The sequence below is a fragment of the Streptosporangium sp. DT93 genome (assembly GCF_049844535.1).
Lineage (GTDB): Bacteria > Actinomycetota > Actinomycetes > Streptosporangiales > Streptosporangiaceae > Streptosporangium.
Map to the genome: position 1 here is coordinate 1 of NZ_JBNCLF010000032.1, position 20857 is coordinate 20857.

Consider the following 20857-nt stretch of genomic DNA (forward strand, 5'->3'; position numbering starts at 1 on the left):
CACGACCGGGATGTGAACGCCGCGAAGAACATCCTCGCCGCCGGGCCGGCGGAGAGGTGAAACGCCTGTGGAGCTGACGTAAGACCTCAACGAGAGTCCTCTCGGGCGGGCGGTCGGCGGTGAAGCAGGAACTGCCACGGGCGACCGTGGGAATCCCCTCCCTTCAGGGAGGGGAGGATGTCAAGCGGACGTCACGTGAAGCGCCGGTAGGAGATGGGCGACGCGCCGGCCACCGACTGGACCTTGACGACGTCGCCCGTCCGCGGGGCGGCGATCATGTTGCCGTCGCCGATGTAGACGGCGCAGTGGCTCGCCGGATCGCCGAAGAAGACGATGTCGCCCGGCTGGGGCGGTCCGGTGATCGGCCGGCCGCTGTCCTGGTACCCGGCGGCGGTGCTGTCCCCGATCTTGATCCCCGCCTCGTTCAGCGAGACGTGCACCAGGCCGCTGCAGTCGAACGCGTTGGGCCCGTCGGCGCCGAAGACGTAGGGCTTGCCGATGTGGCTTCTCGCGGCGGCCACGATGTCGGCCCCGGTGCCGTTTCCGGTGACCGTGTACGGGACCGCCTGCCCGCCACCGCCTCCACCGCCACCGCTCCCGCCTCCGGTGTGGCCGCCGGACGACGATCCGCCGCCGTTCCCCTGCCCGCCACCGCCGCCCTGCGGGCCGGGTTCCGCACCGGCGAGCTTGGTGGTGCGGAGCTCGTCCTCGGACACCGGCACCCACCGGGTGGTGTGCCCGGGGCCGGGGACGAAGCTCTGGTCGCCCACGGCCGGGATGGCGGAGAACAGCGTGGTGTCGCCGAGATGCTTGCCGATCTCGGTCCGCGCGGTGGACAGCGCGGTCTCGGCCGAGTCGACGTACCCCTGCACCTGGGACGTCGCGAGCTGGATCCGCTGGCCGATGCCGGGCTTCAGCTGCGCCTCGGTGGCGTGCGGGTTGACGCGCCGGTACTCGGCGACCCAGGTCAGCACGTCACCGCAGGCGCGTTCGGCGTTCGACTTCGCCGTCTCGACGGCGCCGGCGGCGGTCTCCAGGGAGGCCGCGCAGTCACCCAGCGCGTCTCGCAGGGAGGTGCCCGCGCTGCCGTAGCGGCGCATGTACGCCACGAAGGCGTCGGCCGAGGAGCCCTTCCAGGCGGTGTCCACCTGGTGGACCGCCTTGCCGAGCAGCGCGAACGGCTCGGCGGACGAGCCGGCCGCCTTGCGCCACCGGGCGGCGATCGCCCGGATCGCGCCGGGGTCCCCGTCCGTCTTCTTCGCCAGCGTGGCCAGGGCCTGGCCTCCGGGCAGTGCCGCCACGGCGTCGACGGCGCTCATACGGCGGGGAGGTTGGCCGTGGTGCCCCGCTCGGCCGCGGTCACGTTGCTCTCGATCGTGTCGAGGGCCCGCTCCACGCCGTCGAGACGGCTCTTCACCGTGCCCAGTTCCTTGTCCGCGTGCGCCTCGACGCGGCCGATCGCGTCGGCCAGCTCCTGGGCGCCGGCCAGGGTCCCGAAGATCGACGAGCTCGCGCCGCCCCTGGCGGGGAAGTCGTCGCCGACCGCGGCGAGCCTTCCCCCCTGCGTGTTCACCGCGACGCGCAGCTTGGCCAGCGCCTCACGGTTCAGATCGAGTTTTGCCACCGGAGCGGGCTCCTTCCCCCGTCGCCGAGAAGTCGCCTCCCCGGACGCCGATTCGGCTCGCTGACCGGTTGCCTGCCCACCGTCCGGTCATATCCGCCGAGAAACGATCATATCCATCGAAGGGCGATCGTCTACGACGAAAACGCATCGGTCATCTGAACCTTCGGTCGCGGTCCCGCCGGCCGGAGCGGTCGAGCAGCAGGTCGGCGGCGCGGGCGAGGACCTGGGCCCGGGTGCGGCCGTCGTGGTCGGCGGCGAGGAAGTGCTCGCCGATCGCCACGCAGAAGGCGAGCATGCTGCGGGCCTCGACCTCGTCGGGGTCGGAGCAGAAGGTTCCGATCAGTTCCCGCAGCAGGGCCATGCGCCGGTTGTCCACCCGTCGCAGGCGCTCGGCGACCGCCTCGTCGCGCCGGGCCCAGTCCCTGATCGCGAGGTCGATGGGCAGCAGGCGGTCGTCGGAGAAGGTCAGGACGCCGGCGCGATGGATCTTGGTCTTCGGATCGCCCCCCTCGCGCTCGATGCGGTCGATCACCTCGTCGGTGCTCTCCCGCTCCCAGGTGTCCAGCATCTCCTCCAGCAGGGCGTCGCGATCGGCGAAGGATCCGTAGAACCCGCCCTTGGTGACGCCCAGCCTCTTGGCCAGAACCTCGACGCGGACGGCGTCCAGGCCGCCCGCGGCCAGGGCCCGCAGCCCTTCCTCGATCCACCGGTCACGCGGGGTACGCGTCGCTCCCACGATGTGTCCCACCTCACTTCCGCACTATGTATACGCCACCGTATAAGCGGGCTAGCCTTATTTTATACGGTGGCGTATACATATCTGGAGGTTCACGATGACCATCCGCTCCGCAGGCGGTGTCGTGGGGACGCGCGACGTCCCCGCGTCCGTCCGCGCGCTCGGCTCGCTGTCCCGCGTCGACTACGGCGACCACTTCGCCCTCTCCGCGGACGCGGAGGCGACGCCGGAGCAGTGGGCGCGGGCGATGTTCGGCAACGTCCCCAGCGCCGTGGAGACGCTGCTCTGGCGGGGTTTCCTCGGCCTCCGGCTCGACCGGAGGCGATCGCCGGACACCGTGGCGGGATGGAGGGTCGGCGGGCGCGGTGAGGACTGGATCCGGCTGGAGGCCGCCTCCTGGTTCCTGACCGGCAACCTTCTCGTACGGGCGGCCGGGGGCGAGGTGTCGCTGGCGACCCTCCTGCGCCACGACCGGCCCTTGGGGCGGGTCGTGTGGCCCCCGCTGTCGGCCGTCCACCGCCTGCTGGTGCCCGGGGTCCTCCGCGACGCCGCGGCCAAGGTGTCCACGCCGAGGAGCGGCGATCGCGAGCCGCGGCCGTGACCCGCCGGGAGGCCGCCCGCCGGTGAGGGGCCCCGGATCCACCGGTCACCTCCACCGGAGGGCCGCGGGACGTCACCGGCCGCCCCGGTCGCGGGGCTCGCGGGCGTCGCCGGCCACCTCCGGCCGCTCGGCTCGCGGGCGTCCGCGTGATCGCGGAACACGGTACAGGATTCCCTGAATTCAGAATTCTGTGTACGGTGTGGGCATGCCGACGCTCGCCCCCGAGATCGAGGTGCTCGTGCGGTTCGGCCGCGCGCTGGCCGACCCGATCCGCTGCCGCATCCTGCTGGCCCTTCGCCAGGCCCCCGCCCACCCGGCCGAGCTGGCCGAGACCCTGGGCGTCTCCCGTACCCGGCTGTCCAACCACCTGGCCTGCCTGCGCGACTGCGGACTGGTCGTCGCCGTCCCCGTGGGCCGGCGCATCCGCTACGAGCTGGCCGACGCCCGGCTCGGCCACGCCCTGGACGACCTGCGCGCCGCCGTCGTCGCGGTGGCCGCCGACGCCGAGCGCACCTGCGCCGACGCCGCGGAGAAGGGCTGCTGCTGATGGCCACCCTCTCCCTCGGCCCCGCCCCGGCCCGCCGCGCCGTCCTGACCCGGCGCATCCGGCTGCTGGTGGCCGCGACCATCACCTACAACGTCGTCGAGGCGGCCGTCGCCGTCACCGCCGGCACCCTGGCCTCGTCCGCCGCGCTGATCGGTTTCGGCCTGGACTCGGTCGTGGAGGTCGCCTCGGCCGCCGCGGTGGCCTGGCAGTTCTCCGCCGCCGACCACGAACGGCGGGAGAGGACAGCACTGCGCGTCATCGCGTTCTCGTTCTTCGCCCTGGCCGCCTACGTCGGCGTCGAGGCCGTCCGGGCACTGCTCGGCGCCGACCGGGCCGAACACTCCACCCCCGGCCTGATCCTGGCCGCGCTCAGCGTGGCGATCATGCCGCTGCTGTCGTACGCCCAGCGCCGGGCCGGCCGCGAGCTCGGGTCGCTCTCGGCCGTGGCCGACTCCCGGCAGACGCTGCTGTGCACCTACCTGTCGGCGGTGCTGCTGATCGGCCTGGCCGCCAACAGCCTGCTGGGCTGGTGGTGGGCCGATCCGGTCGCCGCCCTGCTGATCGCGGCCGTGGCGGTCAAGGAGGGCCGCGACGCCTGGCGCGGGGACACCTGCTGCGCCCCGCCCGCCGGGCGGACGGCGGGGTCGCCGCCGGCCTGCGGCCGCTGACGGCGGCGACCCGCCGGAGGTCGCGGGCCGCCGGAGGTGACGGGCTGCCGGGCGGAGCGCGGCGGGCCGGTTGGCGAGTGCCGTGACACGAGGGTGATCTTTTCTTCGCACCTCTGACATCGATGTGTCAGGGACGCGGCCGCGGGTAGGCGAGTCGTCCACAGCCGCTCGCCAGGGCGGAGCGCGAAGAGAGGAGCAGTATGTCCACCGCACGAGAGATCATGACTTCGAACGCCGAGTGTGTACAGGCCGAGGAGACCGTCCTGGAGGCGGCCGAGAAGATGGCCCGCCTGGACGTCGGCTCGCTGCCGATCTGCGGCTCCGACGACCGGCTTCAGGGCATGCTCACCGACCGCGACATCGTGGTGAAGGTGCTGGCCAAGGGCAAGGACCCCAAGGGCTGCCTGGCCGGCGAGCTGGGCGAGGGCAAGCCCGTCACCATCGGTGCCGACGACGACGCCCGCGAGATCCTGCGCACGATGGCCTCGCACAAGGTGCGCCGTCTGCCGGTCATCGACGGTCACACGCTGATCGGCATGGTGGCGCTGGCCGACGTGGCCCGTGCGCTGCCGGACGCCCCGGTCGGCGACCTCCTGGACGCGCTGACCAGCGACTGACCCGGCGTACCGGGCGGGGAGCACCGCCGCCCGGCAGGTGATCGGCCGTCTCGGGCGGCTCCCCTCCACGGGGCGCCGCCCCAGACCCGGCCCGGCTGGGGGGTGGTGCCGGGGGCGGGGGCAGCCCGGGCTCCCCGGGGGGGTCCCCCGCCCCCCGCGCTGGGGCGCGGCCGGCGGGGGGCCCCCCCCCCCCCGGCCCCCCCCCCCCCCCGCGTCCGGGATCGGGTCTCGTCCGGGCGGAGGGGAAGGACGGCCCCCCGAGGAGACGGCCCCCGCAGGGCAAGGAGACGCCCCCGCGAGGAGACGTCCCCCGCGCGGCGGGGGCCGGCCTCACCCTCGCTGGCCGGTCGTGGCGATGCCCTGGAGGAAGTACCGCTGCCCCATGAAGAAGATCGCGATCAGCGGCAGCGTGGTGATCACGCTGGCGGCCAGCACGATCTCCCACTTGGGGTCGCCCCCCTGGTAGAACTGGTCGACCACCGCCTTCAGCCCCCTCGGCAGCGTGTAGAGGGCCGGGTCCTGCAGGTAGATCAGCGGCTTCATCAGGTCGAACCAGCTCGCCTTGAGCTCGAAGACGAACGCGATGATCAGCGCCGGCCGCGACAGGGGGAGCGCGATCCGCCAGAACAGGTCCAGGTACGAGGCGCCGTCCACGCGCGCCGCCTCGAAGACGTACCGGGGCACGCCAAGCAGGAACTGGCGCAGCAGGAAGATGTAGAACGCCGACCCGAACACGTTGGCCGCCCAGAGCGGCACCTGTGTGCCGGTCAGCCCCACCGAGTTCCAGATCAGGTACGTCGGGACCAGCGTGACCGCGCCGGGCAGCATCATCGTGCCCAGCACGCTCGCGAACAGCAGTCCCCGGCCGGGGAAGCGGAAGTAGGCGAAGCCGAACGCGACGAACGCGCTCGACAGCGTCACCGCCAAGGCGGCGACGACGCCCACCACCAGGGTGTTCACCAGCCACGTCAGCATCGGCGCGGCGTCCCAGACCGAGACGTAGTTCTCCGGCCGGAACGGCGTCGGCCAGGGCAGGAACGGGTCGCTGAACGTCCGGTCGCGCGGTTTCAGCGACGCCGAGACCAGCCAGGCGAACGGGTACATGAGGATCGCCGAGGCGACGGCCAGCACGATCAGGAAGAAGATCCTCCGGGTCGGCCTGGCGGCGTCGTCGGGCGCCGGCGCGACCGGCTCGGCGGCGGGGGGTGCCGCCTGTCGCAGGGTGGTCATCGGCTGTGCTCCTCGGCCTCGTAGTACACCAGCCGGTTGCCCACCTTCACCTGGATCACCGTGATGACCGCGATGACCAGGAACAGCACCCAGGCCAGCGCGGAGGCGTAACCCATGTGCAGGTACTGGAAGGCCTGCTGGAAAAGGTAGATCACGTAGAACAGGGCGGCGTCGCCCGAGGAGTTCTGGGCCTGCGTGCTGCCGAAGTACATCGTGTAGACCTGGTCGAACATCTGCAGCGAGGCGATCGTGTTGACGATCACCACGAAGAACAGCGCCCCGCCGATCATCGGCAGGGTGATCGACCGGAACCGCTGCCACGTGCCCGCCCCGTCGATCATCGCGGCCTCGCTCAGCTCCGCCGGGACGTTGCGCAGCGCGGCGAACAGGATGATGGTGGTCGAGCCGAGGTTCCACAGCGACATCAGCACGATGCCCGCCAGCATCCAGTCAGGGTCGCTGGTCCACTGCGGTCCCTGCACCCCGAACAGGGCCAGGAACTGGTTGACCACGCCCACCTGGCCGTTCAGCAGGAACAGGAAGAGCACGCCCACGGCGACGTGGGGGGTCATGGACGGCAGGTAGAAGATCGTCCGGAAGACCCCGGCCGCCCGGCCGGTGATGCGGTTCAGGATCAGCGCCAGCCCCAGGGCCAGCGCGATCGAGAGCGGGACGTGCAGCACGGTGTAGAACAGGGTGTTGCCGATGGCGCGTATCACCTTGGGGTCCTGCGCCATCGTGGCGTAGTTGTCCAGGCCGGTGAACCGCGGCGAGCTGATCAGGTCGTAGTCGGTGAACGACAGCACCAGACTGGCGATCATCGGCCCGAGCTGGAAGAGCAGCAGGCCGATCACCCAGGGAAGCACGAAGACGTACGCCCAGCGCGTCTCCGGGCGGGAGAGCGCGGCCTTCACGGCAGGCCTCCCGCGCACGTGCCCGGACGGAGACTCACGGCTGCGCCTCGTCGATGGCCTTCTGCGCCTTGGCGTCCGCCTCCGCCAGGGCCTGGGCCGCCTTCTGGCGTCCCTGCAGCACGTTCGTGCCCGCGTCCTGCCAGGCGGTGTTGAACTCGGCGGCGGCCGCCGACTGCGGCACCACGAAGCCGGCCTCCTGCACGGCGCGGATGGTCTTCACGGCGTCGTCGTAGGCCTTCTTGCCGCTGCCCTTGACCACCTCGGAGAAGATCACCTCATCGGCCTTGGCGTTGCCGGTGTAGGTGCCGATGTTGACCTTCCCCTCCTTGGCGCGCTTGTCGGCGCGGGCGCGGGCCGCCGCGACCCAGGTGTCGGCCGCGGTCATCGTCTTGATCCACGAGCAGGCCGCGTCCGCGTTGCGCGCGCCCTTGGGGATGGCCCAGGCGTTGCCGCCCACCATGTTCACCGGCTTGCCCCGGCGGTCGGTGAACGGCACCACCGTGATGTCCGCGTCCGGGGTGACCCCGGCCATCGCGCTGATCACGAACTGCTCGGTCAGCATCGCGCCGATCTGGTCCTTGGCGAACGGGTTGCCCTCCCCGAAGTAGTCGAACGTGTCGGTGAAGGCCTTGAGCTTCTTCCACCCGCCCTGCGACTCCACCAGGCCGGTGGCGTACTCCAGTGCCTCGGTGACCTTCGGGTCGTCCAGGTTGACGGTGCGGCCGTCCTCGCTGAGCAGGTCCGCGCCGTTGGCCTTGGCCCACAGCGGCAGGAACTCCGGCAGCTTGGGATAGAAGCCGAAGCGCTCGATCCTGCCGTCGGTGACCCGGTTCATCTTCTTCGCCAGCTCGGCCAGCCCGTCCCAGTCGGAGGTGTCGATGCTCGCCGGGTCCACCCCGGCGTCGCGCGCGGCCTTGTTGTTCACCAGCAGGACGATGGAGTTGTAGAACTCAGGGACGGCGTACCACTTGCCGGCGAAGCGCACCTGCTGCTGCGCGGCGGGGTAGAAGTCGCCGGTCGCGATCGACTGTCCGCTGATGCAGGAGTCCAGCGGCTGGATGGCCCCCCGGGCGGCGTAACCGCCGAGCCGGTCCCGGCCCAGGTAGACCACGTCGGGCGGGTTGCCGGAGGCCACCGCCGACAGGAACGCCTGCTCGTTGAACTGACCCTGGTTGATCGTCACCTTGACCTTGGGGTACGCCTTCTTGAAGGCGTCCACCCGCACCGTGGCGATCTCGTCGGGAAGACCGAACCCCATGGTGGTGAGGGACGCGGCGCCCGGCTCACCACCCCCGGTCGCTCCCTTGTCCGCCCCGACCCCTCCGCACGCGGTCAGGCAACCGGCCAGCATCGCCGCCGTGGCCACGCGCCCCGCTCGTGAAACAGGCATGTATCCACCCTCTTCTCTGAAAGTGAGTGCGCTCCGTCTTCCCCTCGAACGAGAAACAAACGGTCATGTCTCACTCCGCTCGCCCGGGGACGGACCGGCCCGGTCCCGGGCGGGACGTCCGGGGGCTTGTGGGTGGTTTGGCGTACCTTGCCGGTGATGGCATGCTCTTTCGCGGAAGACGTCGCGCGGGGTGGCGCGTCCCGTGGCCGCGGACCGCGGGGCACGGGGCCCGCCGGGCGGGTCCCATCGGATCCGGACGGGTGCGCGCCGGGGGAGGAGCACGATGGCCGGCACGGCGCTGCGGCCCGGAGACCCCACGAGCCTCGGTCCGTACGCGATCGAGGCCAGGCTCGGCGAGGGCGGGCAGGGCGCGGTCTACCTCGCCCGTGATCCGGCCGGTGAGCGCGTCGCGGTCAAGATGCTGCACCCGAGGTTCGCCGCCGACCAGGTCGTGCGGGCGCGTTTCCAGCGGGAGATCAGCGTCGCGCGGCAGATCGCCGAGTTCTGCACCGCCCGGGTTCTGGACGCGGGGGAGAGCGGCGGCCACCTCTACGTGGTGAGCGAGTTCATCGACGGGCCGTCGTTGCAGCAGGCCGTCGAGAGGGAGGGGCCGCGCGACGGCGCCGTCCTGCAGCGCGTCGCGATCAGCACCGCCACCGCGCTCGTGGCCATCCACCAGGCCGGCATCGTGCACCGGGACGTCAAACCGGCCAACGTGCTCCTCGGCCACGACGGCCCGCGCGTCATCGACTTCGGCATCTCCAGGACGCTCGACGCCTCGGTCGCCCAGACCAGCGGCGCGGTCGGCACCCCGACCTACATGTCCCCCGAGCAGATCCACGGCATGCCGGCCGCCGCCCCCTCGGACGTCTTCAGCTGGGCCGTGACGATGGTGTTCGCCGCCACGGGCCGTCCGGCGTTCGGCCAGGACAGCATCCCGGCCGTGCTGCACCGCATCCTCAACGCCGAGCCCGACCTGTCCGAGGTGCCCGAGGGGTTACGGCCGCTGCTGGCGGACTGCCTGGCCAAGTCTCCCGAGAGCCGGCCCACGGCCGCGGACCTGCTGTTCCGGCTCATCCGCCAGCCCTCCCCGGGCGCCACGGGACCGTCCCCGGCCTCCCCCGCCTTCCCGGCGTCCGTCCGGGGCACGATCCCGGCGACGCCCGCCCCGCCCTCGCCGGTCCCGTCCCCGCCCGCCTCGTCCCCGCCCGCTCCGGGAGCGGCGTTCCCGTCACCGCCACGCGACGCCCCTTACGACGCGCCGTCCCCGTGGACGGCGCCGGTGCCGCGGGACGCGCCGGTGCCGGGGGCGGCGTTCCCGCAGGACCCGCCGCCGCGCTCGCTCCCGCCGTTCCCGTACGCCGGGCACCCGCCGCTCGAACCGGGCACCGACCCCCGGGACCGGAGGCCCGCCGCCCTGGAGGGGCCCGGCGCGAGACCCCTGACGACGACCGCGCCGGGCGGATCGCGTGACCCGGGACGGTCACGCCCGTGGCGGATCGGGGCGGCCGTCACCGTCTCGGCGGTCGCGGTCTCGGCCGCGGCGATCTTCGTGCTCCCGCCCCTGCTGGCCGGGACCGGGCAGGGGTCCGGCCCGGCCCCGGTGGCGCTGTCCGGCTCCCCGCGGAACACCGCCTCCTCCGCTGCCCCCTCGCCCGACGGCCCCTCCCCGGGCGGTTCCCCCTCCCCCGGAGGGTCCGCGTCCCCGGTGGCCACCCCCACCGCGGTCACCGGCGACTGGAAGAGCACTCCCGTCGGCGGGCCGCTGCGCGGGCACCGCGACGACGTGGGAACGGTGCAGGTCGCCCAGGTGGACGGCAAGCCCGTCATCGTCTCCGGCGCCAACGACGGCACCGTCCGGCTGTGGGACCTCGCCACCCGCAAGCCGCTGGCCACGCTCACCGGGCACGGCAGCTGGGTGCGGTCCGTCGCGGTCACCGAGCTGGACGGCAGGGCGATCGCGGTGTCGGCCGGTGACGACGGCACCGTGCGCCGCTGGGACCTGGCCCGCCGCAGGGCGATCGGCAAGCCCATCGGCACCGGTGGCAGCGACTTCTCCGTCGCCGTGGCCGACCTCGACGGTGGGCCGGTCGCGGTGACCGGCGGACAGGACGGCAGCCTGCGCGTGTGGAACCTGAGGACCGGGAAGGAGATCGGCAAGCCCCGCGATGTCTCCGGCGCGGCGGTGTTCGCCCTGGCGACCGCCGTGCTCGACGGCGAGCCCGTCGTGTTCACCGGGAGTGGCGACGGGGCGGTGCGCCGCTGGCCGCTGCGCGGCGGGGCCGGTGAGACGATCCTCGTCCAGCGCGGCCAGATCTCCGCCGTCGCCACGGCCGAGCTGGACGGCAGGCTCGTGGTGCTCTCCGGGGGCGGCGCCCAGGAGATCCACATCGACGACGCGGCCGGTGACGGCGAGGCGCGCCCGCCCATCCTGAGCCACACCGGCTGGGTCTACTCGCTGGCCGTCGGCCGGGTGGGCTCGCTCACCGTCGTGGTCTCCGGCAGCAACGACTCCACCGCGCGGGTCCACGACCTGGACACCGGAAGACGCGCGGGGAAGGCGTTCACGGACCACGACCACAACGTGTTCGGCGCCGCGGTGGCCGACCTGAAGGGGCGTCCCGTCGCCGTCACCGCCGGGGGCGACGACACCGTCCGGGTCTGGCGGCTGGGCTGACCCGGACGGTGTCGTGGGCGGTCACCTCAGGTACGGCCCGGCCGCGCCGATCCTGCCCGGCGCCGCGCTCCGGGCGCGTGAAGGAGCGCCCGGGACGGGGCCCGGCGGGGCGGTGGATCGCCGGGGCCCCGCCGGGATCAGAGGTCAGCGCCAGGAGTCGTTACGCGTCGTCGTACCGCCGGAGGGGGTGGTGAAGGAGCGGTCGGGGTCGCTCTCCCACGTCACGGAACCGCCCGAGTTCTTCTTGATGTACTTGTAGGAGATCGCCGTGCCGGGCGGCAGGTTCACCGTGGCCTTCCACACCGGGTACGAGGCCGACGACAGGGGAATCGCGTTCGCCGGGTTCCAGGCGCCCAGCGCGGCGACGTTGCCGACGACGAAGACGTTCTGGCCCCAGGTGGTGGTCACGTTGGCGTTGAAGGTGGTGGCGACCTGGCCGGGGTCGGCCGTCGGGGTCACGGTCGGGGTCGGGGTCGGGCCGGGGCCCATGGCGCCGGTGTGGACGGCGACCGCGCCCCGGGCCGGGACGGTCACCGAGGCCGTGCCGTTGGAGGCGACGGTCACCGAGCCGCTGCCGGCGGCGTTGGCGTAGGTCCCGGCGGGCAGGCCGGTGGTGAAGGTGCGGGTCACGCTCGCGCCCTCGTTGTTGATCGCGACCCAGCCCTTGTTGCCCCGGCTGAAGGCGATCACGTTGTTGCCGTTGTCGTACCAGTTGGCGACCGCGCTGCCGTTGACGGTGCGGTTGAAGCGCGCCATCCCGGTCATCTGCCGGTGGAAGCAGGTCCACTGCCCGTTGCCGCAGTTGGTGTCGGTGACGAAGCCGCCGCCTGCCGAGGGCGGGCCGGACTCGGTGTCGCCCCAGGAGAACCCGGAGTAGACGCGCGCCGCGCCGTAGGGCCAGGCCAGCATGAAGACGTTGGCCAGCCGGTAGGCGTCGCCGTTCTTGTAGTTCATCGTCGAGCCGTTGCGCTCGGTGTCGTGGTTGTCGATGAAGACCACGGCCTTGTCGCCGGGCACCGACAGGCCCCAGCTCTGCCCGAACGACTGCAGGTTCTTGATCTGCCCGCCGGCGAACTGCTCCTTGAGCTTGCGGCCGTAGACGAACTCGTGGACGTCGCCGACGCCGGTGTACTGGCTCGGCGAGATCGCCTCACCGTTGCCCTGGATGACCTCCTGGTGGATGTACGGCGACCCGTTCAGCCTGCTCTTGATCGCCGCCAGGTCGGCGGGGTTGATGTGCTTGGCGGCGTCGATCCGGAAGCCGTCCACGCCCAGCGAGGTCAGCTTGTTGAGGTATCCGGCGATCTGGTCGCGGACGTAATTCGAGCCGGTGTTGAGGTCGGCCAGGCCGACCAGCTCGCAGTTCTGCACCCGCCCGCCGTCGTTGGTGTAGTCCGAGCCGTTGATCACGCAGGCGGGGGAGTGGAAGTCGGCCGGGGAGTACAGCCCGGGGTAGTCGTACTTGCCGAAGGTGTAGCCGCCGTAGCTGGTGCTGCCCTGGCCGGTCATGTGGTTGACGACGGCGTCGGCGTGCACCTTGACGCCCGCGGCGTGGCAGGCGTCGACCATGTTCCTGAACGCGGTCTCGTTGCCGAACTTGCTGGTCAGGGTGTAGCGGGCGGGCTGGTAGACGTCCCACCAGACCGAGCCGCCCTTGGACATCGAGTCGTTCGGCGGGGAGACCTGGACGGCGCCGAACCCGGCCGGGCCGAGCACGTCGGTGCACTCCCTGGCGACGGAGTTCCAGTTCCAGCTCCACAGCTTGACGATCGGCCCGGGGGTGGGCGGGGCCGCCTGGGCGGGGCTGCTCAGCACGGCGGGCACCAGCACGGTGGCACCGGCCAGCGCGCTCAGCACCGTGGTGACGATGACTCGGTAGGGTTTCACGGGTGGGGGCCTCCAGATCGGTGGACGGGTTCCCTGGCCGGGCCGGGTGCTGCAACACCCGGCCCGGCGGGTTTTCACGGTGGCCGCCCGCGGGCCGCCCGGAGAGGCTCCGGGCGGCCCCGGGACGGCCGGGGGAGAGCGGGTCGGGGCCGGGCGAGCGCGGCCGGGGGGCGGGGGGTCGGGCCGGGGCCGGGAGAAGGACGGCCGGGGGCGGGGGGAGCGGGTCAGGGCCGGACGAAGACGGCCACCGTGCGTGCCGGGACCGTCACCGTGCCCGTCGCCTCGTCGAACGCCGACTGCTTCACGACGGCGTCGTCGCCGCTCGCCTGGACGGGGTGGAGCGTCACCCGGCCGCCCTTGAGGGCGTCGACGGTCTGTCGTTGCTCCTCGGGGGTCGCGTTGAGGACGACGGTGATCGACCTCCAGCGCGGGTCGATGCCCGAGGAGTCCAGGTGCATGGTCACGACACCCGGGGTCTCCGAGGTGCCGCTGGCCGGGAAGGTCAGCCGCTTCTGCACCTCGGCCAGGCTGTCCAGCGCGAACGCGGGCGAGGAGGAGCGGATCCTCAGCAGGTCGCCGTAGCGGGCGCGGGCCGCGCCGATCGCCGCGCAGTCCGGCTTCAGCGCCGGGTCGGCGAGCAGCGGCCTGGCGTACGGCCACTTGTCCTCGTTGTCGGCCTTCGGGGGAAGACCGGCACCGAAGCCGTTGCCCGCCGAGCAGTCCCACAGCAGCCGGTTGAACCAGTCGCCGGAGTCGAAGGAGTTGCGGTCGAGCGACTTGGAGCGCAGCCGCTCGCTGCCGGCGTGCACGAACGAGGTGCCCTGGCCGAGCACGGCGGTGGCCAGCGAGAGCGACTGCATCCGCACCCGGTCGGCCATGCCCGTCGCCTGCGGCAGCTTGTAGGCCAGCGCGTCGAAGAGCGTCTCGTTGTCGTGGGCGTCCACGTAGGTGACGGCCTCGCCGGGGGCGGCGGTGTACCCGGCGGGGGAGCCGTTGTAGTCCACCTCCGAGCCCTTGACGCGCCGCCCGTCGGAGGCGGTGAAGGTGTAGTCGCGCAGGTTGCCGGTCAGCCCGACCTTGATCAGGTCCTGGTAGCGCAGCAGCCGGGCCCGCTGCGCCTCGGCGTCGCCGTTGGCGGGCGAGCCGTTGGGCGCCCCGGCCAGCCCCGAGCCGAAGCCCTGCACGCGGGGGTCGGCGTCGAACGGGCCGCCGCCGCGCACCGCGTCGCGCAGCCGGTCGTTGAAGGTGCCGATCCCGGTGCCGGCCATCTCCGCCTGGGTGGCCTGCTCGAAGCGGGCGTTGTCGGCGACCTCGCCGAAGTTCCAGCCCTCCCCGTACAGGAGGATCGACTTTCCGTCGACGCCGTCGCGGGCGAGGGTGAGCCGGTCCAGGGCCTCGCGGACCGCGACCATGTTCGCCTTCGGGTGGTGGCCCATCAGGTCGAACCGGAAGCCGTCCACCCGGTACTCGCGGGCCCAGGTGACGACGGAGTCGACGACGAGCCTGCCCATCATGGCGTGCTCGGGCGCGGTGCCGGCGCAGCAGGTGGAGGTGGCCACGGTGCCGTCGTCGAGGAGCCGGTGGTAGTAGCCGGGCACGACGCGGTCCAGCACCGAGGTGGGGTCCTGCCCGGCGGCGTGGGTGTGGTTGTAGACCACGTCCATCACCACCCGCAGCCCGGCCCCGTTCAGCCCGCCGACCATCTCGCGGAACTCCCTGATCCGCGACGACCCGTCGGGGTCGGAGGCGTAGGAGCCCTCCGGCACGGTGTAGTGCAGCGGGTCGTAGCCCCAGTTGAAGGAGTCCCTGGCCGCCGTCCTCGTGACGCAGGCCTGCTGCTCCTCGGAGTCGGGGGCCATCGAGGCCAGGTCGCAGTCCGGTTCGGTCCGGTCCGGCCTGCGCTCGGGGACGGTCGCGATGTCGAAGACCGGCAGCAGGTGCACGTGGGTCAGCCCGTCCTTCGCCAGGGCGCGCAGCTCCCTCATGCCCGCCGAGTCGCCGGTGAACGCGCCGTAGGTGCCGCGCCTGGCGGCCGGGACGGTCGCGTCGGAGGCGGAGAAGTCGCGCACGTGCAGCTCGTAGACGGACGCCCTGTTCTGGGGAACGGCCGGGGGCTTGGCCCGCGACGACCAGCCGGTGGGCCGCAGCGCCCGGTCCGACAGGTCGACGAGCTGGCTGCGGCCGGAGCCGGCCGACAGCGACAGGCTGTAGGGGTCGGTCACCTCGTTGACGACGACCTTGCCCGTGGCCGGGACGTACACCGTCACCAGGAACGTGTAGTAGCGGTCCTTCCAGTCGCGCTGCCCGCGCGCCGACCAGGCGCCGGTGCGGTCGTCGCGCCGCATGGCGTGCACGGTGCGGGTCCCGCCCGAGGCGTCGCGGTACAGGGCCAGTTCGACCTTGTGCGCGGTCGGCGCCCAGATCGACAGCTGGGGCGTGCCGCCGTTCCAGGACGGTCCCAGATCGGCGCCCGCCGCCGCGGCGTACAGGTCGTCGAGCACGCCGGGAAGCTGCACGCCGGTGGCGGTCAGCAGGGCGCCGGAGACGTCGCGTTCGACGGCCACGACCTGGCCGCGCGTGGCCTCCCGTACCAGGTCGGTGTCGCGCGGGTCGACGGTGAGGGCGGCGTGCCCGGCCAGGTGCGGCCATTTCGCCTTCTGCGCGCCGGTCAGCGCGCCCGGTGTCAGCCGGATCAGCTTCAGGTCGCCGGTCAGGTCCCCCTTGTCGTGGGTGATGCCGCCCTTGGCGGCGAAGGCCAGGGCGTAGCGGTTGGACGGCGAGGAGTCGATCTTCCAGGCGACGGTGGAGCGGTCGATCCAGTGCGCCGAGGACTTCGACAGGTCGGCGTCGGCGCCGCGCGCCGCCTGCTGGGGCAGCAGGTGCCCCTCGGTGCCGGCGACCCGCCACACCTCGTGGCCGTCGGCGGCCAGGTCCAGCGCCTGGTTGTCGGGCAGGTCCTTGGCGTCGCCGTTGTGGATGATGTAGCTCACGTTCGCGGCCCCCTCGGTCAGGGGGACGCGGAAGTACACGCCGAAGGCGTCGCGACCGGCGGGCCGGAGCGGCGTGGCCCACTCGGTGGGAGCCGCCACGTCCCCCCACAGGTGCAGTCCCCAGCCCTCATAGTTCCCGTCGGGCCGGTGGTAATGCAGGATCGCGACGTTCTCGGCCGCGGCGCGGGTCGGGTGGACCGTGGCCGAGCCCGAGACGATGTGGGCGTCCGGCTGCGCGGCCGGGGTGAACGACTGGTCGGGTCCGGGGTCCTTGACGTCCCCCCTGTGCACGATGACGTTCACCGGGACCGACGCGTTCTTCAGCGGGACCCGCCAGAACGCGCCCGAGGCGTCGACGCCGTCCGGGGGCCTCGGCGCGGCCCAGTCGGTGGGCACCCCGTCGGCGAGCCCGTCGCCCCACAGGTGCAGGCCCCAGCCGTCGTAGGCCTTGTCCGGGCGGGAGTAGTGGACGGTCGCGTACCCCTGGGCGGCGGCGCGGGAGGTGTGGATCGCCTCCGACCCCTGCCTGAGCCAGACCTCGCCGTTCCTGGCCGGGTCGACGATCCGGTCGCCGCCGTCCTTCTCGTCGCCCCTGTGGACGATGATCCCGACGTCGGTGGCGCCCGGCTTGAGCCTGATCCAGGCGAAGCGGCCGTAGTCGTCCTCGCCGGTCAGCGGCAGCGGCGCGGCCCACTCGGTGGGGGTCTCCACGTCGCCCCACACGTGCAGGCCCCAGCCGCTGTAGTCGCCGTCGGCGCGCTGGTGGTGCACGACCAGCCAGTCGCGCCTCACCGTGCCGGGCTCCTCGGGGGCGGGTTCGGCGCCGACCGTGGCCGCCGCCGTCGCCGAGGCGATCCGCCCCGCGGAGTCCTTCACCACGGCCTTGTACGAGACCTTCGTGCCCGCGGCGAGACCGCGCAGGTCGTGGAAGACCCGGAACGTCCTGGAGACGCCGTCGCCGGTCGCCGAGGCGTTCGGCGCGTCGTCGGTGCCGATGACCCGCCAGGGTCCGCCACCCGCCTTGGCGGCGAAGGTGACCTGGTCGAAGCCGGTGCCCGGCACGGTCGCGGTGACCGGGATCCTGCCGTCCTCGGCGGTACCCCGGATCTCGGCGCCGGGCAGGGCGATCGAGACGGCCGGGGCCGTGGCCGGGGCGGCGAGCCTGGCCGGCGCGCGGTAGACCACCGCCGACAGGGCGGGGACGGTGAGTCCCAGCTTCGTGTCGGCAGCGCTGGTGAGCGTGGCCGGTCCCTCGCCGTACACGCGGGTGAAGGCGGCGCCTCCCGAGAAGGTCGGCACGGCCACGGTCGCGGGCTGCTCGGCGTTGTTGACCGCGACCACGTACTCGATCTGGCGGCCCGCGTCGATCCTGGAGAAGGCGTAGACGCCGCCGGAGGCGAGCCGTTCGATCTGGGCGCCGTCGGCCAGGGCCGGGTGGGCGTCGCGCAGCCCCGCCAGGGCGGCGATGCCCCGGTAGAGCGGATGGGAGGGGTCGTGGTTGTCACGCGCGTGGGTGGCGGCGGTGCCGATGAGGTCGTCGTCGAGGTAGTCGGCGGCCTTGGCCGGGAAGAGCGGCGCGCGGGCGTCCTGGTCACCGCCCGCGCCGGTGAAGCCCTGCTCGTCGCCGTAGTAGACGACCGGCTGGCCGCGGGTGAGGTACATCAGCTCGTGGGCGAGCAGGTCCCTGCGCAGCAGCTCGGCGTCGGTGGCCCCGGGGTTGTCCTGGGCGATGAATCGGCCGATGCGGCCCATGTCGTGGTTGCCGAGGAACGTCGGCAGCGACGAGGCGTTGCCGTCGGCGTCGGTGTGGTGGTCGTCCCCGGCGTACAGGCGGGTCAGCCTGGTCGCGTCCGCGGTGCCGCCGACGAAGGAGCGGGCGGCCTCCTGGAACGGGAAGTCCAGGGTGGCGTTCATGCCGCCCCGGGTGGAGTAGCGGCTGGTGAAGGCGGGCTCGCCGGAGTAGACCTCGCCGAACATGAAGAACCGCTTGTTGCCCCGCTGGGCGGCGTAGCCGCGCAGCGCCGGGGAGAAGCGCTCCCAGAACTCCATGTTCACGTGCTTGGCGGTGTCGACGCGGAAGCCGTCGAGGCCGGTCTCGCGCACCCACGTCTCGTAGATGTCGATCATGCCCTTGACGACCTCGGGCCGCTCGGTCCACAGGTCGTCGAGGCCGAAGAAGTCGCCGTACTGGTCGTTCTCGCCGCTGAAGGTGGAGTCACCCCGGTTGTGGTACATCGTCGGGTCGTTCAGCCAGGAGGGCGTCTTGGCCTTCTTCGGCGCGACCGGCGTGTACGGGAACGAGCCGGTGTCCACCTCGGGGAAGGTGGCCCTGCCCGCGTGGTCGCGGTCGTCGAACGGCCTGCCGTCGGTGTCGACGTAGGGGTAGGCGCCCTTGGAGCGGTAGGAGTAGGTCTTCTCGGCGTAGTCGATGACGTCGGCCGTGTGGTTGGTGATGATGTCGAAGAAGACCTTCATGCCGCGCCGGTGGGCCTCGCGCACCAGCTCCTTCATCTGGGCGTTGGTGCCCAGGTGCGGGTCGATCCTGGTGAAGTCGGTGATCCAGTAGCCGTGGTAGCCGGCCGAGACGTTCGCGCCGGTGCCCTGGACGGGACGGTTGGCGAACGCGGGGGTGATCCAGATCGCGGTGCTGCCCAGCTTCTTGACGTAGTCGAGCCCGCCGAGCAGGCCCTTGAGGTCGCCGCCCTGGTAGAACCCCTTGTGGGCGGGGTCGAAGCCGGTGGCGAGCCGGTCGCCGGACAGGCCGCCGGTGTCGTTGCGGGGGTCGCCGTTGGCGAACCGGTCGGTCATCGCGAAGTAGAAGCGCTCGCGGCTCAGGTCGGCGCGCAGCGCGTCCCGGGCCAGCTCCCTGTCGGAGGGCTCGGCGGTACGGCTCAGCGGCGAGACCACGGGCGCGCCGTCACCGGTGGCGGTGCCCGTGGCGGGTGAGGACACGGAAGACGCTGTGAACACGGTGGACGCAGCGGACACAGCGGACACAGCGGACACGGCGGATGCGGCGGACACGGCGGATGCGGCGGCGGGGGTCGGGACGGCGGCGAGGGGGGCGATCAGGGCTGTCGCGAGCGCGACGCCCGCCCGCAGAGTCGTTCTCGCGCGCCGTGGGGGGAGTGGCCGGACCACGGGGGCCTCCACGGAGGTTGTTTCGGAGGTATTGCCCGGAAGTTACTCATTGGGACACATCTGTGCAATCCCTTGCGGCAATTTTCTGAATATCCGGTAAGACGGCGGTGGTGCGACGGGTGTTTGCTCGTCCGGCTAAACGTACAAATAGGACTTATAGGTATTTAACCCCCAATGCGGGCGAGCGGATTAGCGGGCTGTTTCCCGGATTCATCGGCTTTGGAGGACGTATGTAACGACTTTGCAGAATCTTGCAGAAACTTCTTCCACTCGGGTTCACGTCGGCGTAACGTCCGGCGTACTCCAGATCCGGCCGGACGGCTCCATCCGATTCCCTCGATGTCGCTCGATGTCCGGCCACCCCCTTGAACCTGAGGAGAGAACATGCGGCGAGCCTTCTCGGCTGCGACGATCGTCGCGGCCCTCGCCCTGGCGGTCTCCGCCTGCGGTGGCGGTGACGCCGCCCCGGCGGCGCCCGCCCAGTCCGCGGCGGCCGACCCGTCGAAGATCAGCGGCGAGATCACCTGGTGGGACACGGTCCGGCCGGACAGCGAGGGGCCGACGTTCCAGGCGCTCATCAAGGAGTTCCAGGCGAAGTACCCCAATATCAAGGTCAAGTACGTCAACGTGCCCTCCGACCAGGCGCAGAACCAGTTCCAGACCGCGGCCCAGGCCGGCGCCGGCGCGCCCGACGTGATCCGCTCCGAGGTGGCCTGGACCTCCCAGTTCGCCTCGCTCGGCTACCTGCAGCCGCTGGACGGCACCCGCGCCGTGGAGAACGACTCCGACTTCCTGCCCGGCCCGCTCAGCAGCACCAAGTACCAGGACAAGACCTACGCGGTGCCGCAGGTCACCGACACCCTGGCGCTGCTCTACAACAAGAGGCTGCTGGCCGAGGCCGGGCACGAGAAGGCCCCCACCACCGTCGAGGAGCTCAAGCAGGTCGCGCTCGACGTCAAGAAGAAGACCGGCGTCAACGGCCTGGCCCTCAACGTCGACTCCTACTTCCTGCTGCCGTTCATGTACGGCGAGGGCGGCGACCTCCTCGACGTGAAGAACAAGAAGATCACCGTCAACTCCCCGGCCAACGTCAAGGCCATGGCCACCGTCGCCGACCTGGTCACCTCCGGCGCCGCGGCCAAGCCGGCCATCCAGGACAGCTACGCCAACGCGATGACCGCCCTCAAGGACGGCAAGGCCGCGATGATCTACAACGGCCCGTGGTCGCTGGCCGAGCTCTACCAGGGCAAGGAGTTCAAGGACAAGGAGAACCTGGGCATCGCCCCGGTCCCGGCGGGCTCGGTCAAGGCCGGCGCCCCCACCGGCGGCTGGAACCTGGCGATCTACGCCGGCTCCCCCAAACTGGACGCCGCCTACGAGTTCGTCCGCTTCATGAGCACCCCCGAGGCCCAGGCCAAGGTCGCCAAGGAGATCAGCCTCCTGCCGACCCGCGCCTCCGCCTACGACAACCCCGACGTGCAGGGCAACAAGGACGTCGCCATCTTCAAGCCGATCATGGACACCGCCTCCCCCCGGCCGTGGATCCCCGAGGGCGGCCAGCTCTTCCAGCCGCTCCTGGAGGGCTACCAGTCGCTGGTCGGCGGCAAGACGACCCCCGAGGACATGCTCAAGAAGGTCGACGGCCAGTACCGCGGCATCTTCAAGGACTGGAGCTGAGCCGTGGCGCTCTCGACTGGACGTGTGAGCGACACGACCAGGGACCCGGCCGCGGGCCTGGGCGCGCTCCGCTGGCTCGACGCCCCGACCACGCCGAGGATCGCGGTCATCGCGGTCAACGGCTGGATGGGCGTGGCGTGCATGATCGTCGCCATGCT

14 protein-coding genes are annotated in these 20857 nt (G+C 72.1%); 6 read left to right on the forward strand and 8 right to left on the reverse strand.

Going from position 1 to position 20857, the window contains the following annotated elements; genetic code table 11:
* Window positions 1-191: 191 nt before the first annotated feature.
* From ACLQ2R_RS37835 to ACLQ2R_RS37845, 3 genes are all read right to left on the reverse strand, one after another.
* On the reverse strand, window positions 192-1319 hold the full coding sequence (locus ACLQ2R_RS37835; RefSeq protein ID WP_425966242.1) for an NlpC/P60 family protein: 1128 nt from the start codon (window positions 1317-1319) through the stop codon (window positions 192-194).
* Window positions 1316-1624 carry a hypothetical protein gene (locus tag ACLQ2R_RS37840; protein ID WP_425966243.1) on the reverse strand — a complete coding sequence of 103 codons (309 nt, stop codon included), beginning with the start codon at window positions 1622-1624 and terminating at the stop codon, window positions 1316-1318. Before ACLQ2R_RS37840 ends, ACLQ2R_RS37835 begins: the two co-directional genes overlap by 4 nt.
* A gap of 151 nt (window positions 1625-1775) precedes the next feature.
* The gene (locus tag ACLQ2R_RS37845) at window positions 1776-2360 is read right to left on the reverse strand and encodes a TetR/AcrR family transcriptional regulator (RefSeq protein WP_425966244.1); all 585 of its coding nucleotides are present in this window, start codon (window positions 2358-2360) and stop codon (window positions 1776-1778) included.
* 97 nt (window positions 2361-2457) lie between these two features.
* Between ACLQ2R_RS37845 and ACLQ2R_RS37850 the strand changes: the two genes are divergently transcribed.
* The 4 genes from ACLQ2R_RS37850 to ACLQ2R_RS37865 all read left to right on the forward strand — a co-directional run bounded on the left by ACLQ2R_RS37850 (window position 2458) and on the right by ACLQ2R_RS37865 (window position 4793).
* Entirely contained in the window at window positions 2458-2961 is a 504-nt protein-coding gene (locus tag ACLQ2R_RS37850; RefSeq protein WP_425966245.1) for a hypothetical protein, read from the forward strand.
* A gap of 205 nt (window positions 2962-3166) precedes the next feature.
* A complete protein-coding gene (locus tag ACLQ2R_RS37855; protein ID WP_425966246.1) occupies window positions 3167-3508 on the forward strand; it encodes an ArsR/SmtB family transcription factor in 342 nt (113 codons plus the stop codon).
* Entirely contained in the window at window positions 3508-4176 is a 669-nt protein-coding gene (locus ACLQ2R_RS37860; RefSeq protein WP_425966247.1) for a cation transporter, read from the forward strand. The genes ACLQ2R_RS37855 and ACLQ2R_RS37860 overlap by 1 nt, the downstream gene beginning before the upstream one ends.
* Window positions 4177-4376: 200 nt before the next feature.
* Window positions 4377-4793, forward strand: a complete 417-nt coding sequence (locus ACLQ2R_RS37865) for a CBS domain-containing protein (protein ID WP_425966248.1) — start codon at window positions 4377-4379, stop codon at window positions 4791-4793.
* Window positions 4794-5123: 330 nt separating this feature from the next.
* On the opposite strand, the gene ACLQ2R_RS37870 is transcribed toward ACLQ2R_RS37865, so the two are convergent.
* The 3 genes from ACLQ2R_RS37870 to ACLQ2R_RS37880 are packed head-to-tail and all read right to left on the reverse strand — an operon-like array spanning window position 5124 to window position 8327.
* On the reverse strand, window positions 5124-6023 hold the full coding sequence (locus ACLQ2R_RS37870) for a carbohydrate ABC transporter permease (RefSeq protein WP_425966249.1): 900 nt from the start codon (window positions 6021-6023) through the stop codon (window positions 5124-5126).
* A complete protein-coding gene (locus ACLQ2R_RS37875) occupies window positions 6020-6937 on the reverse strand; it encodes a carbohydrate ABC transporter permease (protein WP_425966250.1) in 918 nt (305 codons plus the stop codon). Before ACLQ2R_RS37875 ends, ACLQ2R_RS37870 begins: the two co-directional genes overlap by 4 nt.
* 34 nt (window positions 6938-6971) lie before the next feature.
* Window positions 6972-8327 carry an ABC transporter substrate-binding protein gene (locus ACLQ2R_RS37880; protein WP_425966251.1) on the reverse strand — a complete coding sequence of 452 codons (1356 nt, stop codon included), beginning with the start codon at window positions 8325-8327 and terminating at the stop codon, window positions 6972-6974.
* 283 nt (window positions 8328-8610) lie between these two features.
* Between ACLQ2R_RS37880 and ACLQ2R_RS37885 the strand changes: the two genes are divergently transcribed.
* Entirely contained in the window at window positions 8611-11004 is a 2394-nt protein-coding gene (locus ACLQ2R_RS37885; RefSeq protein ID WP_425966252.1) for a WD40 repeat domain-containing serine/threonine protein kinase, read from the forward strand.
* Between the two features lie 144 nt (window positions 11005-11148).
* Here ACLQ2R_RS37885 and ACLQ2R_RS37890 read toward each other — a convergent pair whose 3' ends face one another.
* Together ACLQ2R_RS37890 and pulA are read right to left on the reverse strand one after the other, a co-directional pair.
* Window positions 11149-12891 carry a carbohydrate-binding module family 20 domain-containing protein gene (locus ACLQ2R_RS37890; protein ID WP_425966253.1) on the reverse strand — a complete coding sequence of 581 codons (1743 nt, stop codon included), beginning with the start codon at window positions 12889-12891 and terminating at the stop codon, window positions 11149-11151.
* A 224-nt stretch (window positions 12892-13115) separates the two neighbouring features.
* Window positions 13116-18833 carry a pullulanase-type alpha-1,6-glucosidase gene (pulA, locus tag ACLQ2R_RS37895; protein ID WP_425966254.1) on the reverse strand — a complete coding sequence of 1906 codons (5718 nt, stop codon included), beginning with the start codon at window positions 18831-18833 and terminating at the stop codon, window positions 13116-13118.
* 573 nt (window positions 18834-19406) lie between these two features.
* Here pulA and ACLQ2R_RS37900 point away from each other — a divergent pair.
* A complete protein-coding gene (locus ACLQ2R_RS37900) occupies window positions 19407-20699 on the forward strand; it encodes an extracellular solute-binding protein (protein ID WP_425966255.1) in 1293 nt (430 codons plus the stop codon).
* Window positions 20700-20857: the final 158 nt, after the last annotated feature.